Below are 13,294 nucleotides of genomic sequence, written 5' to 3'. Positions count from 1 at the left end.
CAGCGGCAGCGGTCGGCTGAGCGTGGAGGGCGTGACGGCGAGCTGGGTTCCCGCGCTGGAGCTCGACGAGCTGTGGGAGGGGGAGATGACCGCCGTCACCGTCGACGGCACGAGCGTGCTGCTCATGAACGTCGACGGTGACGTCCGGGCCTATCGCAACCGCTGCCCGCACCAGGACTGGGCGCTCGACGAGGGCGACTTCGACGGGAAGGTCCTCACCTGCTCGCGGCACCTGTGGGAGTTCGACGCGCGCAGCGGGGCCGGGCGCAACCCGGCCACCTGCTCGCTCACGAGCTACCCCTGCCGCGTCGACGAGGAGGGGATGATCCAGGTCGACGTGGGTTCGCCGTGACCAGCCGCCGGTACCTGATCGTCGGGGCGGGCGTGGCCGGGGCGACCGCCGCGGCCACGCTCCGCGCCGAGGGCTTCGACGGGGAGATCCTGCTCGTCGGCGACGAGCCCGACGTGCCCTACGAGCGGCCGCCCCTGTCGAAGGCGTGGCTCGCCGGGACCGCACCGGAGATCGCCGTCCATCCGGCGGACTTCTACGGCGGCCAGTCGATCGAGCTCCTCACGGGCGTGCGGGTGACGGAGCTCGACATCGGCGCCCGCCGAGTGCGGGTCGGGCCCTCGCTGCTCGGCTACGACGCCCTGCTCATCGCCACCGGGGGGCGGGCGCGGCGGCTGCCGGGGTTCACGGGTGAGCGGGTGCACCACCTGCGCACCCGCGCCGATGCCGACGCGTTGCGCGAGCGGCTGGTCCCGGGGGAACGGCTGGCGGTCCTCGGTGGTGGGGTCCTGGGGTGCGAGGTCGCGGCCACCGCCCGGGGGCTGGGCGCCGACGTCGTCGTGCTGGAGATGGCCGGCATGCCGATGGAGCGGGTGGTCGGCCCGGAGCTCGGTGCCGTGTTCGCGGGGATCCACCGGGTGGCGGGCGTCGACGTGCGGTGCGGGGTGCACGTGGAGTCCGTCGAGGAGATCGCCGGTGGGCTCGTCGTGCACACCGACCAGGGCCCGGTCGAGTGCGGGGCGTTGCTGGTCGCGGCCGGCCTCGTCCGCGACACGGACGTGTGGGAGGCGGCCGGGGTGCCGTGCGCCGACGGTGTGCTGGTCGACGCGGGCTGTCGGACGACGGCGCCGGGGGTGTTCGCCGCGGGTGACGTCGCCGCGCACGACCACCCGCGTCACGGGCGGACGCGGGTGGAACACCACGACACCGCCAAGCGCCAGGGTGCGGTCGCCGCCCGCGCCATGCTCGGCCACGACGTCGAGCACGACGTCCCGCACTGGTTCTGGTCCGACCAGTACACACACACCCTGCAGAGCTGCGGAGACCTGGCCGACACCGACGAGTTCGTGGTGCGGGGCAGCGTCGCCGATCGGTCGTTCGTGCGGTTCGGGCTACGGGACGGCCGGGTCGCGTCCGTGCTCGGGCTCGACCGTCCGCGCGAGGTGATGGCGGGCCGCAAGCTGCTGCTCGCGGGGCACCCGGTGACGGCCGAGCAGCTGCGGGACGAGTCGGTGGACCTGCGCCGGGTCATGCGCCCGGCGCGGGCATGAGGGGGGCTGCCGTGGAGATCACCGTCGCGTCCGGCGTCATCAGCGCCGAGACGCCGCAGGCCCGGATCGACCCCGCCGTGGCGCTCCGCGCGCTGGATCGCGTCCGCGGGATGACCGCGCCGCAGGCCCTGGCGGTGCTGCTACGGCCGGGACCGGGTACGTGCGAGCCGGTGGCGCGGGTGCTGCAGGGAGCGCTCGCGGCGGCGGACGGGGTGGGTGTGCCTGCGCACATGTGCGTGGTGGCGGGCGGTGAGGTCGGCGACGGAGAGCCGGTCACGCGCGTCCGCAGGCAGGCCCACGGGCTCGCCACCTGGATCACGACCGAGACCACCCGGATCCGGGTGGTGCTGCAGGTTCCGGCCCTGCGGCTGGTGCACGGAGAGGTGGACCGATGACGATGTCGACGACCGATGTGCTCGAGGCGCTGCGTGAGGTGATCGACCCCGACCTGGGGGTGAACGTCGTCGATCTCGGTTTCGTCCGCGAGATCGACCTCGACGTGACGCCCGCGGTGCTGACGATGACGCTCACGTCGCCCGCCTGCCCGCTCACCGGGGTGATGGAGGACCAGATGAGCACCGCTCTGGCGGGAACCCTGTCGGCCTACGAGGTGCGGTGGGTGTTCCGGCCCGCCTGGTCGCCGTCGCAGATCACCGACGAGGGACGTGTCCAGCTGGCCGCGATCGGGTTCAGGCTCTGAGCCGCAGGGACACTGACGGTGTGGACGACCGGGTGGAGCTCATCGGCGGCATCGAGAAGCGCGACATCGTCATCGTCGCCTACGACGAAGCGCGACATCGTCATCGTCGCCTACGACGCCGACTGGCCGCGCCGTTTCGAGATCGAGCGCCACCGCATCACGGTCGCGCTGGGCCGGCGGGCGATCACGGTCGACCACATCGGCTCCACCTCCGTCCCCGGCCTGCCCGCGAAGCCGATCATCGACGTCGACCTCGCCGTCGCGGACGTCGACGACGAGGCGGCCTACCTCCCGGACCTGCTCGCCGCCGGCTACGAGCTCCGCGTCCGCGAGCCGGGCCACCGGATGGTGCGTCCGCTGCAGCAGGACGTGCACGTGCACGTCACGACGGCCGGCACCGACCGGGTCCGGCGGGACCTGAGGTTTCGCGATCGGCTCCGCGTCGACGCCGCGGACCGCGATGCGTACGCCGCGCTGAAGCGGCGCCTGGCCCGACATGAACGCCTACGCCGAGGCCAGGAGTGACCTCATCGCGGAGATCCTGGCGCGGGGGGAGGAGCCGCCCGGCCGGTGATCAGGCGGCCCGACCCGAGATGCCTACGAGCGGTCCTCCCACTCGGCGGCCGCGGCGCGGAGGAGCCGCTCGTAGCGGCCCAGCTCGGCCTCGGTGCCAGGCAGGTGGTGGGCGATCGACACCGCGGCGACGACGTGGCCGTCCGCGCGAACCGGTACGGCGACCGCCCGGACGTCGGGCATGACGGGTCCGCTGAGCCCGCGCACGAGGCCCTCGGCACGGATCGTGGCGGCCGCCTCGAGGGTCGCTATCGCGCCCGCCTCGTCGGCGCCGAACCGCGCGGTGACCCACTCGCGGCGCTCGGCCGGGCTCATGTTCGCCATGAGCACGCGACCGGCAGCCGTGTCCGGCAACGGGGCCCGCAGCCGGCGGGCGAGCACGTAGTCGAAGGGTTCGTCGGTGCCCGCCCAGTCGACGTAGACGGCGTCGTGGCCGACGCGGATCGCGAGCAGTACCGGGGCGCCGGCGTCGGCGTGCAGGCGTTCGAGATCGGTGTGCCTGACGTGGTGGGTGGGCGAGCCGCCGCTGCGGATCGAGAGCACGTGCACGGCCGGGCCGAGGTGGTAGCGCAGGTCGACCTCGGCGAGGTAGCCCGTGGCGACCAGACCGTTGACCAGCTTCTGGATCGACGACACCGGCGCGTCGAGGCGCACGGCGAGCGCGCTGAGCGTGAGCCCGTCAGGCGCGCCGGTGACGGTCTCGAGGATCTCCGCGATCCGGTCGACGGTGCGGTGGTGGGGCCGCCGCAGTCTATCCATTTGGGTATCACCATCTCACATTGCGTAATGTTGTTAGCGTACCTAATCTTGTTGGTATGGACAAGGACGTGAAGACGGGCCCGCTTCAGGGCATCCGCGTGATCGACCTGGCCACCGTGGTGATGGGCCCGTACGCGACCCAGATCCTCGGGGACCTGGGCGCAGACGTGATCAAGGTGGAGCCGCCGACGGGCGATCGGACGCGGCGCATCCATCCCCAGCGGCACGCGACGATGAGCGCGCTGTCGATGGCGGTCAACCGCAACAAGCGCAGCGTCGTCATCGACCTGAAGTCGGAGGAGGGCCGGCAGGAGTTCCTCGCCCTGGTCCGCACCGCCGACGTCGTGGTCACCAACATGCGGCCCGGGGCGCTGCGCCGCCTCGGCCTCGACCACGAGGCGCTGGCGAAGGAGAACCCGCGGCTCGTCTACTGCACCGCGCAGGGCTTCCGCAGCGACTCCGCGCTGGCCGACCGCGCCGCCTACGACGAGATCATCCAGGCCAGCTCGGGCCTGACCGACCTCATGCGCCGCTCGACGGGCCGCCCGGACTACGTGCCGACGATCCTCGCCGACAAGATCTGCGCGCTGACCATCGCCTACTCCGTGCTCGCCGCCGTGGTCCACCAGCAGCGGACGGGCGAGGGCCAGCACATCGAGGTGCCGATGGCCGACACGATGCTGGCGTTCAACCTCGTGGAGCACCTCAACGGCCTGACGTTCGACCCGCCGGAGGGGCCTGTCGGCTTTCCCCGCTCGGTCGCGGCCGGGCACCGCGCCGTCCGCACGGCCGACGGCTGGGCGTGCATCCTGCCCTACGACGAGCGGAACATCCGCGACTTCTTCACCGCCGCGGGGCGCCCCGACCTCGGCGACGACGAGCGCTTCGCCACCCCGGCCGCCCGCGCGGCGCACCACGGCGATCTCTACGAGCTGATCGAGGAGGTCGCCGGCACCCGCACCACGGCCGAGTGGGAGGCGGTGTGTGCGGAGCACTCGATCCCCATGGCGCCGGTGCTCGACCTCGCCGACGTGCCCGACGACCCGTACGTCGTCGAGGGCGGGGTGCTGCAGACGGTCGACCACCCGACCGAGGGCCGCTACCGCTCGATCGGTATCCCGGTGCGGTTCTCGGGTACCCCCGCATCGATCCGCCGGCACGCGCCGAACGTCGGTGAGCACACCGACGAGGTGCTGGCCGAGCTGAAGGAGAACATCTGATGGATCCCGTCACCGCCAGCGACTACTACGGATTCGAGAGCCTGCTCACCGAGGACGAGCGCGCGTTCCTGAAGAACACGCGTGAGTTCCTCGACAGCGAGGTCCGGCCGATCGTCAACGACGCGTGGGAGGCCGCCGAGTTCCCGCACCACCTCGTGCCGAGGTTCGCCGAGGCGGGCCTCGTGGGCCTGGCCTATCCGCCCGCCGGGCACGCGCCCGTGTCCAGGCTGCTCAGCGGCTTCGTCGGGATGGAGATCTCGCGCGTCGACCCGTCGATGTCGACGTTCCTCGGCGTGCACAACGGGCTCGCGATGGGCAGCATCGCCGAGCTGGGCTCCGACGAGCAGCGCGAGCGCTGGCTCCCGGCCATGGCCGACCTCTCCACGATCGGCGCGTTCGGGCTCACCGAGCCGCACGGCGGTTCCGACGTCGCGCGCGGGCTGGAGACCACCGCCCGGCGTGACGGTGACGAGTGGGTGCTCGACGGCGCCAAGCGTTGGATCGGCAACGGCACGTTCGCCGACCTCGTGGTGATCTTCGCGAAGGACGTCGAGGACGAGCAGGTCAAGGCGATCGTCGTCGAGAAGGGGACGCCCGGGTTCTCGGCCACCAAGATCGAGGGCAAGTTCGCGCTGCGCACCGTCCAGAACGCCGACATCGTGCTCGACGGCTGCCGCGTCCCGGAGGCGAACCGGTTGCAGCGCTGCGCGTCGTTCCGCGACGTCAACCGGGTGCTCAAGGCCACCCGCGGCGGCGTGGCGTGGAACGCGGTGGGCGCCCAGCGCGGCGCGTACGAGGCGGCACTCGCGTACGCGGGGGAGCGCGAGCAGTTCGGGCGGCCGATCGCGGGGTTCCAGATGATCCAGGACCTGCTGGCCCGCATGCTCGGCAACGTCACCGCGTCGATGGCGATGGCCGTGCGCGTGGCGCAGCTGCAGGACGCGGGGGAGTGTCGCGACGACCAGGCCGCACTGGCCAAGTCGTTCTGCACCAGCCGAGCGCGCGAGACCGTCGCGTGGGCCCGGGAGCTGATGGGCGGCAACGGGATCCTGCTGGAGAACGACGCCATCCGGTTCTTCGCCGACGTCGAGGCCCTGTACTCCTACGAGGGCACCCGGGAGATCAACACGCTCGTGGTCGGGCGGGCGATCACCGGGGTCGGGGCGTTCGTCTGACCGTGCTCAGCGGGACGCGCGCAGAGCAGGCCGACGGCTCGTCCGCGGCGGCTTCGCGGACAGCGGTCCAGATGGGTCCATGATGGTCGTGTGACGCCGTCCCCGATCCACGACATCCCGATCGCCGAGGGCCCCATCCGGCTGGGCCAGTTCCTCAAGCTCGCGGGCCTCGCCGAGCACGGCGGCCACGCCAAGGCCCTCCTCGACGCGGGCGAGGTGCTGCTGAACGGCCGGGTGGAGAGCCGTCGCGGAGCCCAGCTGCGCGCGGGTGACGTCGTCGCGGTCGCAGGCCGGCGCGCCCGTCCGGTGGATGCTTGACGCGGGTGATCGAGGTCCTCCGCGGTGTGCGGCAGGTGATGAAGCAGGAGGCCTACCGCCCGATGGCCGCCACGACCCGGCTCTCGATCCGCCCGGCCATGGTGGTGGCGTAGGACCGGGTGAGGTGGTTGTTGTCCAGGTACACCAGCACGTTGCCGACCGCGGGCGGGCACATGGTGGGGGTGCAGATGGCGTCGGCGGTGTCGAGGAACGTGACGCCCGCCGGCACGTCCGGCACGTTCTCGTACGGCGGCACGGGCGCGTAGATGTCGTCACGGTCGACGATGCACCGCGCGGAGTCGACGCCGTTCTGCTGGACGCAGTCGGGCATCGAGAACGTGAAGCGGGGGTTGTCGCGCACCGCCAATACGGGGATGCCCAGGTCGGTGACCCGCTTCCACTGCGCGGGGAAGCCCGGCGGGGTGCGTTCGGTCAGGCCCGGCATCACGTCCATGGAGGCGAGGGTGACCACGGCGTCCGGCTCGAGATCGGCGATCTCCTGCACGGCCGCGTTGTTCCAGTCGACGCAGCCGGGCTGGTCGGGGTCGGTCTCCGACGCCGTCGAGAACGGGCAGGCGCCGCGCAGCAGCGAGATGAGCTGCCAGTGGTACTTCTCCGCGATGGGACGCAGCGCGGCGCCGAACTGCTGGATGTGCGAGTCGCCGACGATGACGACCTTCTTCGCCGGGTTCTCCACCGGCTGGATGCAGACCTTCGACGTGGGGTAGGTCCGCACCGGGGAGCAGTTCCAGCCGAACGTGTTGTCCCAGTCGTCCAGGACCGACACCGCGGTGGGCAGCAGCGGCGCGCTCGCCACCGGTCCGGCGCCCAGGGCCATCGCGCCGGGGTGCTGCGCGTCGCCCACCACTCCGCTCGGCACGGCCCGGGCGGCGGCCGCGGCCTGCCAGCCGCCCGCGGCGAGCAGCACCACCATGGCGAAGACGGCACCGAGCTTGACGCCCCCGCGGACGCTCGGCGAGCGCGCGATCATCGGCTTCTCGACGAACTGGTGCGTCAGCACCGACAGGACCACGGACACGGCGATGATGAACAGTCCGCCGTGCAGGCCGACGGCCTCCTGGTCGCGTCCCGACAGGTAGAGCATCAGGACCGGCCAGTGCCAGAGGTAGAGCGTGAAGCTGATGTCGCCGACGTAGCGGGCGGTCCTGCTCGCGAGGATCCGGTCGGCCGCGAACGGCGAGCGCGTGTACCCGGCCAGCAGCACGAGCACCGCGCAGCCGGTGGGCCAGAGCGCGGCGTACCCGGGGAAGACGTCGACGCCCTCGATCACCAGGCCGCACGCGACCAGCGCGACCACGCCCACCCAGCCCATGGCGATCCGCGCCCACATCGGCAGCACGATCCGGTCGATCCACAGTGCGAGCAGCGCGCCGAGGGCGAACTCCCACGCCCGGGTGAGCGAGTGGAAGTAGGCGAGCGGCTGGTCGGTGATGGTCAGCGCGATCGAGTACGTGAGGGAGGCGACGAAGACGGCGAGCGAGGTGACGGTGAGACGGGTGTGCAGCGTGGCGGTCACGCCGCGCGACGCCGTCGCGTATCGACAGCTCAGTGCGACCAGCGCGATGACGATCGGCCAGAACAGGAAGACCTGGCCCTGGATGGACAGCGACCAGAAGTGCTGCACGACGCTGGTGGTGTTGCTACGGGCGGCGTAGTCGACCGAGTCGGCGGCGAGCGCCCAGTTCTCCAGGAACAGGGCCGACGCCACGACCTCGCGCACCGTCTGGTGCCAGCGTCCCTCGGGGAGGATCAGCGCGCCGGCGAGCATCGTGGCGACGAGCACCGTGGCCATCGACGGCAGCAGCCGGACGAGCGTGCGGCTCCAGCGCCGCGGGAGGCTCAGCGTGTTGCGCGCGGCAGCCCGGTAGAGCTGGCCGGTGAGCAGGAACCCCGTGACCAGCAGGAAGACGTCGACGCCACCGGACACGCGGTCGAACCACACGTGATAGCAGACGACCAGGGTGACGGCCAGGGCGCGCAGGCCCTGCAGCTCGGGGCGGTAGGTGCTGGTGGTGGCGGGCGGCGGATCGACGTCGTGCGCGGGGCGGGTGGTGGTCATGCCCGGCCTCCGGCGCTCCGGGCCGGGCGGTACTCAGTAGCCGACGTAACCGCCGCTGCTGTTGGTCCGGCCACCGGCCTCGAGGGTCTCCAGGCCATAGTTGGCGATCATGTAGCTGATGCCCGCGGTGAGATTCGCGATCGGGTCGGTGATGGGCCGGTCGGCGAGCTCGGGTGCGACGTAGTGACGGAACGTCGTCGGGATCGTCTGCATCAGGCCCTGGGACGGGGTGCCGCGGCGGGCGTTGGCGTCCCAGTTGTTGATGGCGTGCGGGTTGCCGCCCGACTCGGACATCACGATCTTCTTGACACTCGGCGCCATGGACTGCGGGAGGTCGAGGATCTGGAGGGCCTCCGCGATCCAGCCGTCGAGGCCGCCCTGGGCGACGATCGCGTCGATGCGGGCCTGCTCGGCCTGCGCCGCCTGCTGGTCGGCGAGTTGCTTGGCGAGCTTCGCGGCGAGGTCGGATCCCTTGCCGAGAGCGGCGAGGTGCTGGTCGGCGGCGGCGAACCCGGCCGGCTGGCCGGTGTCGCTGCTGTCGCTGCTGTCGAACGAGATCGGGGCGAGCGTGCCGATCGCGGTGGCGTTGCTCGGGATCCTCATGGACATCGCGGCGAGTGTCGGGTTCATCGTCGACGTCTCGTCGGCCGCGGCCGTGGTGGTGGTGCCGTCACCGGGCGTCGGTACGAGTGCGGTGAACGTGCCGGTGGCCACGGCGCCGACCGCGGCTGCCGAGGCGACCACGGTGGTGCGCAACGACGGCCCGGTGGGTGCCGGGCCCGATGCGACGAGGTGACGCGCAGGCACCAGATCGGTGTTGCTGCGCGCACGACGACCACGGGGGGAGCGGTGTCCTGCCAAGAACCTGACCTTTCAGCGCGGGGGAGCGATCTCACGCGAGGGCGACCAGGTTCGGGGCCCGGCGAGCCGGGTGGGGAGTCCCGGCTCGGTTGCTCTCGTGATCGGATCGTGACGCTTGGCAAGGACCCTACGAGAGAGCGTTGCGCCGGGACAAGGTGCGGGGTGGCCTGTCGGCGCTCGTCGATGTCCGTTCGTCTCTCGGTGGACGGCCGCGGACGGCCCAGCGGGATCCGCTCAGCGGTCACCCATTGCGACCAACGGCCGCGCGTAGAGGAAGCAGCAGGCAGGAGTCGCCGAACTCGTGCCAGCGGTAGCGCCGTTCGACGGCGGCCCGGTACGCGCGCCCCACCAGCCGTACCCCGGCCACCGCCTCGAGCAGCATCAGGTGCGAGGCCTGCGGCTCGTGCCAGCCGGTGACGAGCCCGTCCACCACCGTCGCCGGGCGGTCGGGGCCGAGCACGAGATCGGTCCACCCGGTGGCCGGGTGGACGCTGCCGTCCGCGTCGGCCGCCGTCTCCAGGGCCCGGGTCACGGTCGTCCCCACGGCGACGACGCGGCCACCCGCGGCCCGCGCGGCGTTCACCGCGTCCGCGGTCTCCCGGGGCACCCGGTAGCGCTCGGGCAGCGGCGCCTCGCCCGCCTCGAGCGAGGACACCCCGGTGTGCAGGACGAGCCGGGCGATCCCGATGCCGCGGGCGCGCAATGCGTCCACCACCGCCGGTGTGAACGGCCGCGCGGCGCTCGGCATCTCGGCACTCGCGAACTCGGGCGTCGGTACCGCGAACACCGTCCGGTACTCGGCCGGCGCCGGGCGCCCGCTGAGGTGGGCGTAGCGGATCGGCGCCCCGAGCGCCGCGAGCCAGGCGGGCAGCCCGCCCTCGACCGGGATCCGGGCAAGCCAGAGCCTGCTGCCCTCGGTCACGCGGACGTCCGGGTGGCCTGCGACCAGGACCGCGACGACCCCGCGGGGCAGCCGCACCGCCTCGCCGCCCCGCCCGTCGCGGACGCGCTGCCCGTCGGGGGTGCGGAGCTCGACGACGACGGAGCTCTCCCCGCGGCCCGGAGCGGGGCCGGACACGTGCACGACCACCGGCCTGCCGTCGGCCCGGTGTCCCTCGACGGCGGCGGGCTCGGTGGCGGACGTGTTGACGACCACGAGGTCGCCGGGCCGCAGTGCGGCGGGCAGGTCGGTGAAGCGGGCGTGGCGCAGCGGGCGGCGCTCGCGCGCGACGAGCAGCCGGACGCCGTCGCGGGTGAGCGGCGGGGCGTCGGCCTCCAGGTCGTGGGGCAGGACGAAGGTGGTGGCGGCTCTCACGACGCCACCAGCAGGTCGGCGGCGCGATGGCGGCGGCTGGGCGGGCGTTCGTCGAGCAGCCGCAGGAACGCGGGCACGACGGTCGACGGCTCGGGCCGGTCGGAGATGTCCTCGCCCGGGAAGGCACGCTGGTGCATGGTGGTGCGCATGTCGCCGGGGTCGAACGCGTGCACCCGCACGCCCGGCTCCTCGACGGCCATCACGGCGGCGACGTGGTCCAGCGCCGCCTTCGCGGCCCCGTAGCCGCCCCACCCCTCGTAGGCCTCGACGGCGGCGTCGGAGCTGAGGGTGACGATCGTCGGGGCGGCTGAGCGACGCAGCAGCGGCAGCGCGAGCTGGGTGAGGGCGAGCGGGGCGAGCACCGTGGTCTCCAGCACCGAGCGCAGCGCGTCGAGCGGGTAGTGCTCCAGACGGGGCAGCGGTGACGGGCCGAGCTCGCCCGCGTTGTGGACGAGCAGGTCGAGCCGGCCGCCGCCCGCCTCGACGAGCTGCCGCCGGAAGGCGGGGTCGGTGACGTCACCGGGCAGGGCGGCGACGCCGGGGAGGCCCGCGGTGGCCGCGCGCAGGCGCCCGGCGTCGCGGCCGCAGGCGAGCACTCGCATGCCGCGGGCGGCGAGAGCGGTGGTGAGGGCGAGGCCGAAACCCTGGCCGGCCCCGGTGACGATGGCGACAGTGGAGGTCATGTCGCTACCGTGCAAGTTGAAGTCAGGTCGAGGTCAAGGGACGGTTGGATGGACGCGCGGGACCTGCTCACCATCGGCGAGGTGGAACGGCGCAGCGGCTTCCCGCAGTCGGCGCTGCGGTACTACGAGCGCGAGGGCCTGCTGCGCACCACGCGCACGTCCGGTGGCCAGCGGCGCTACGAGCGGTCGGTGCTGCGGCGGCTGGCGTTCATCCGCGCGGCCCGCACCATCGGCGTCGGGCTGGACGAGGTGCGCGAGGGCCTCGACCAGCTGCCCGACGGCCGCACGCCGACGAAGGCCGACTGGGCCCGGTTGTCGCGCTCGTGGCGGGGGCGGCTGGACGAGCAGATCGAGGCGCTGGTGGCCCTGCGTGACGGCCTCGACTCGTGCATCGGCTGCGGCTGCCTGAGCCTGCAGCGTTGCCGGCTCTACAACCCCGACGACCGCGCGGCGGCCGGCGGCGCGGGCGCCCAACTGCTCCCCGCCCTGCTCCGCCGCACGCCGGTGGACGGCGTCTGACCCCAGGAGGGTCAGCTGCTCAGGAGCCTCGGACGCGCGGACCAGCGGGCCGGGAGGGTGCGGTCGACCCATGCGTGCAGGTCCTCCGCCGGCGGCCGGGTGCTGATGGCGGCCTGCTCGTGCTCGGCGAGGAACGCGGTGATGCGCTCCTCCCAGCCCACGCCCAGGCACGGGACGCCGGTGGACACGGCGAAGATCAGCGCGTGCAGGCGCAGGCCGAACAGCGCGTCGGCCTCGCCGACCACCGCCTTGGCCAGCGCCGGGGGCAGCTGCGGGCCGAGCACCGGGACGGTGCGGCCCAGGCGCTCGCCGAGCTCGTTGATCAGCACCTCGTCGCGGCGGGCCAGGCCCAGGCCGTAGTCGGCGTGAGTGCTGATCGCGAGGCCGGCGACGGCGCCTCCGCGCTCGATCCAGCGGCGGGCCAGCGTGGCTGCCGCGTCCTGCAGGGCGTCGACGAGGATCGGGTTGGGCAGCGCCTTGGGCGCGACGATCAGCAGCGGCACGGCCGGGTCGACCCCGGCGGAGGCCAGCGCACGCCGGGCCTCGGCAGGGGATGCCGGCGCGAGGCCCATCGCCAGGTCGCCCACGACAGGAGCAACGATCGCATCACCGAGGGTAGCGGCGGAGGTCTCGTCGCGGACGCTGATGCGGCCGGGCTTGCGCACCGAGCGGCGCAGCAGGTCGAGCACGCGCTCGGGGGTGCCCGGGTAGACGCCGATGGCGACGTATGTGATGTCGCGGCCGCGCGCGGTGGTGGCCCAGATGATGGCGGGCAGCGCCTTGACGAGCGGCGAGGCGCCCGTGCCGAAGAGGCCACCGCCGACGACGGCGATGCCGTCACACCAGTGCAGGGCCTTCGTGAAGGCGATGCCCTCCATCGGGACCGCGGCCACGCGGTGCAGGGCCTCGACCATGCGGGGGTTGCGGGAGACGACCTTGACCTCGGCGTCGTCGGGCAGCTCCTGCAGTGTGCGGGCGAGCATCGCCTCGTCGCCGGTGTTGCCGTTGCCGAAGTTGCCGATCACCAGCACACGCGTGGTGCGACCGCCCGCGCGGGCGGCGTGCCGACGGCCGAGGTCGGCGAGCTGCTGGCGGATCAGGCTGGGGCGGGGGTCCGTCATCGAGTTCCTCGCGTTGGGGAGCGGCGCCACTCTCTGTCACCAACGGCTGCCGCGTCCAGAAGTTGCGCAGCCGCTGTCACTCGTTCGCCGAAGCCTACGGGGTACCGCCCGGCCGCTCGAAGGCGCGTTCCTTCGAACCGGCGACATACCCCGTGCCGCGCTTGACATCCCCTCCGCCAGGACACCTCGATCCGGGGCGCACGCCCTCCTCCGCCTTGCGATGTGACCACCTGGACACGGCTCGATTCGGCCGGGACTCTTCAGTACCGTCCTAGGATCAGCGGGTGATCTACGAGATTCGTGAGTACACCACGGTGCCCGGCCGCATGCCCGCCCTCGTGAAGCGCTTCAAGGACCACACGCTGCAGATCTTCGAGCGGCTGGGGATGGAGGTCACGTTCATCTCCCTC

Annotated in this window: 16 protein-coding genes; 10 read left to right on the top strand and 6 right to left on the bottom strand. The window is 72.9% G+C overall.

What is annotated here, in order from left to right; translation table 11 throughout:
* From JWR81_RS10770 to JWR81_RS10750, 5 genes are all read left to right on the top strand, one after another.
* On the top strand, window positions 1-352 hold a 352-nt coding region (locus JWR81_RS10770; RefSeq protein ID WP_367278771.1), incomplete at its 5' end, for a Rieske 2Fe-2S domain-containing protein.
* On the top strand, window positions 349-1,560 hold the full coding sequence (locus JWR81_RS10765) for an FAD-dependent oxidoreductase (protein WP_297650071.1): 1,212 nt from the start codon (window positions 349-351) through the stop codon (window positions 1,558-1,560). The genes JWR81_RS10770 and JWR81_RS10765, both read left to right, overlap by 4 nt.
* An 11-nt stretch (window positions 1,561-1,571) precedes the next feature.
* Window positions 1,572-1,955, top strand: coding sequence for an uL22 family ribosomal protein (locus JWR81_RS10760; RefSeq protein ID WP_297650069.1), 384 nt, complete (start codon window positions 1,572-1,574; stop codon window positions 1,953-1,955).
* Entirely contained in the window at window positions 1,952-2,260 is a 309-nt protein-coding gene (locus JWR81_RS10755; RefSeq protein WP_297650067.1) for a metal-sulfur cluster assembly factor, read from the top strand. Before JWR81_RS10760 ends, JWR81_RS10755 begins: the two co-directional genes overlap by 4 nt.
* An 18-nt stretch (window positions 2,261-2,278) precedes the next feature.
* On the top strand, window positions 2,279-2,785 hold the full coding sequence (locus JWR81_RS10750; RefSeq protein WP_297650065.1) for a GrpB family protein: 507 nt from the start codon (window positions 2,279-2,281) through the stop codon (window positions 2,783-2,785).
* Window positions 2,786-2,857: 72 nt separating this feature from the next.
* Here the strand turns inward: JWR81_RS10750 and JWR81_RS10745 are convergent, their stop codons facing one another.
* Window positions 2,858-3,592, bottom strand: a complete 735-nt coding sequence (locus JWR81_RS10745) for a helix-turn-helix domain-containing protein (protein WP_297650063.1) — start codon at window positions 3,590-3,592, stop codon at window positions 2,858-2,860.
* 56 nt (window positions 3,593-3,648) lie between these two features.
* Between JWR81_RS10745 and JWR81_RS10740 the strand changes: the two genes are divergently transcribed.
* From JWR81_RS10740 to JWR81_RS10730, 3 genes are all read left to right on the top strand, one after another.
* Window positions 3,649-4,812: a CaiB/BaiF CoA-transferase family protein gene (locus JWR81_RS10740; protein WP_297650061.1), complete on the top strand. Its 1,164-nt coding sequence runs from the start codon at window positions 3,649-3,651 to the stop codon at window positions 4,810-4,812.
* Complete coding sequence (locus tag JWR81_RS10735; protein WP_297650059.1) at window positions 4,812-5,987, top strand: acyl-CoA dehydrogenase family protein; 1,176 nt, start codon at window positions 4,812-4,814, stop codon at window positions 5,985-5,987. The genes JWR81_RS10740 and JWR81_RS10735 overlap by 1 nt, the downstream gene beginning before the upstream one ends.
* Before the next feature lie 90 nt (window positions 5,988-6,077).
* Window positions 6,078-6,305: an RNA-binding S4 domain-containing protein gene (locus JWR81_RS10730; RefSeq protein WP_297650057.1), complete on the top strand. Its 228-nt coding sequence runs from the start codon at window positions 6,078-6,080 to the stop codon at window positions 6,303-6,305.
* Between the two features lie 52 nt (window positions 6,306-6,357).
* On the opposite strand, the gene JWR81_RS10725 is transcribed toward JWR81_RS10730, so the two are convergent.
* The 4 genes from JWR81_RS10725 to JWR81_RS10710 form a co-directional block, all read right to left on the bottom strand.
* Complete coding sequence (locus tag JWR81_RS10725; RefSeq protein ID WP_297650055.1) at window positions 6,358-8,385, bottom strand: acyltransferase family protein; 2,028 nt, start codon at window positions 8,383-8,385, stop codon at window positions 6,358-6,360.
* 33 nt (window positions 8,386-8,418) lie between these two features.
* Entirely contained in the window at window positions 8,419-9,141 is a 723-nt protein-coding gene (locus tag JWR81_RS10720; protein WP_297650054.1) for a transglycosylase SLT domain-containing protein, read from the bottom strand.
* 346 nt (window positions 9,142-9,487) lie between these two features.
* Complete coding sequence (locus JWR81_RS10715) at window positions 9,488-10,561, bottom strand: S-adenosylmethionine:tRNA ribosyltransferase-isomerase (RefSeq protein WP_297650052.1); 1,074 nt, start codon at window positions 10,559-10,561, stop codon at window positions 9,488-9,490.
* Window positions 10,558-11,244, bottom strand: a complete 687-nt coding sequence (locus JWR81_RS10710; RefSeq protein WP_297650050.1) for an SDR family oxidoreductase — start codon at window positions 11,242-11,244, stop codon at window positions 10,558-10,560. Before JWR81_RS10710 ends, JWR81_RS10715 begins: the two co-directional genes overlap by 4 nt.
* Before the next feature lie 48 nt (window positions 11,245-11,292).
* Between JWR81_RS10710 and soxR the strand changes: the two genes are divergently transcribed.
* Window positions 11,293-11,763 carry a redox-sensitive transcriptional activator SoxR gene (gene soxR, locus JWR81_RS10705; protein ID WP_297650048.1) on the top strand — a complete coding sequence of 157 codons (471 nt, stop codon included), beginning with the start codon at window positions 11,293-11,295 and terminating at the stop codon, window positions 11,761-11,763.
* A gap of 11 nt (window positions 11,764-11,774) precedes the next feature.
* Here soxR and JWR81_RS10700 read toward each other — a convergent pair whose 3' ends face one another.
* On the bottom strand, window positions 11,775-12,884 hold the full coding sequence (locus tag JWR81_RS10700; protein ID WP_297650046.1) for a polysaccharide pyruvyl transferase family protein: 1,110 nt from the start codon (window positions 12,882-12,884) through the stop codon (window positions 11,775-11,777).
* Window positions 12,885-13,168: 284 nt separating this feature from the next.
* Here JWR81_RS10700 and JWR81_RS10695 point away from each other — a divergent pair.
* Window positions 13,169-13,294, top strand: a 126-nt coding sequence (locus JWR81_RS10695; RefSeq protein WP_297650073.1) for an NIPSNAP family protein, incomplete at its 3' end; no start/stop codon positions are given.

Source organism: Pseudonocardia sp. (assembly GCF_025965585.1).
Lineage (GTDB): Bacteria > Actinomycetota > Actinomycetes > Mycobacteriales > Pseudonocardiaceae > Pseudonocardia.
This window is presented reverse-complemented; position numbering and strand designations above follow the sequence as displayed.

Bases quoted from the DNA above. Each gene is read 5' to 3' on its own strand.
- JWR81_RS10725 (WP_297650055.1), bottom strand. From the start codon at position 8,385: ATGACCACCACCCGCCCCGCGCACGACGTCGATCCGCCGCCCGCCACC.
- JWR81_RS10700 (WP_297650046.1), bottom strand. From the start codon at position 12,884: ATGACGGACCCCCGCCCCAGCCTGATCCGCCAGCAGCTCGCCGACCTC.
- JWR81_RS10755 (WP_297650067.1), top strand. From the start codon at position 1,952: ATGACGATGTCGACGACCGATGTGCTCGAGGCGCTGCGTGAGGTGATC.
- JWR81_RS10710 (WP_297650050.1), bottom strand. From the start codon at position 11,244: ATGACCTCCACTGTCGCCATCGTCACCGGGGCCGGCCAGGGTTTCGGC.
- soxR (WP_297650048.1), top strand. From the start codon at position 11,293: ATGGACGCGCGGGACCTGCTCACCATCGGCGAGGTGGAACGGCGCAGC.
- JWR81_RS10740 (WP_297650061.1), top strand. From the start codon at position 3,649: ATGGACAAGGACGTGAAGACGGGCCCGCTTCAGGGCATCCGCGTGATC.
- JWR81_RS10745 (WP_297650063.1), bottom strand. From the start codon at position 3,592: ATGGATAGACTGCGGCGGCCCCACCACCGCACCGTCGACCGGATCGCG.
- JWR81_RS10735 (WP_297650059.1), top strand. From the start codon at position 4,812: ATGGATCCCGTCACCGCCAGCGACTACTACGGATTCGAGAGCCTGCTC.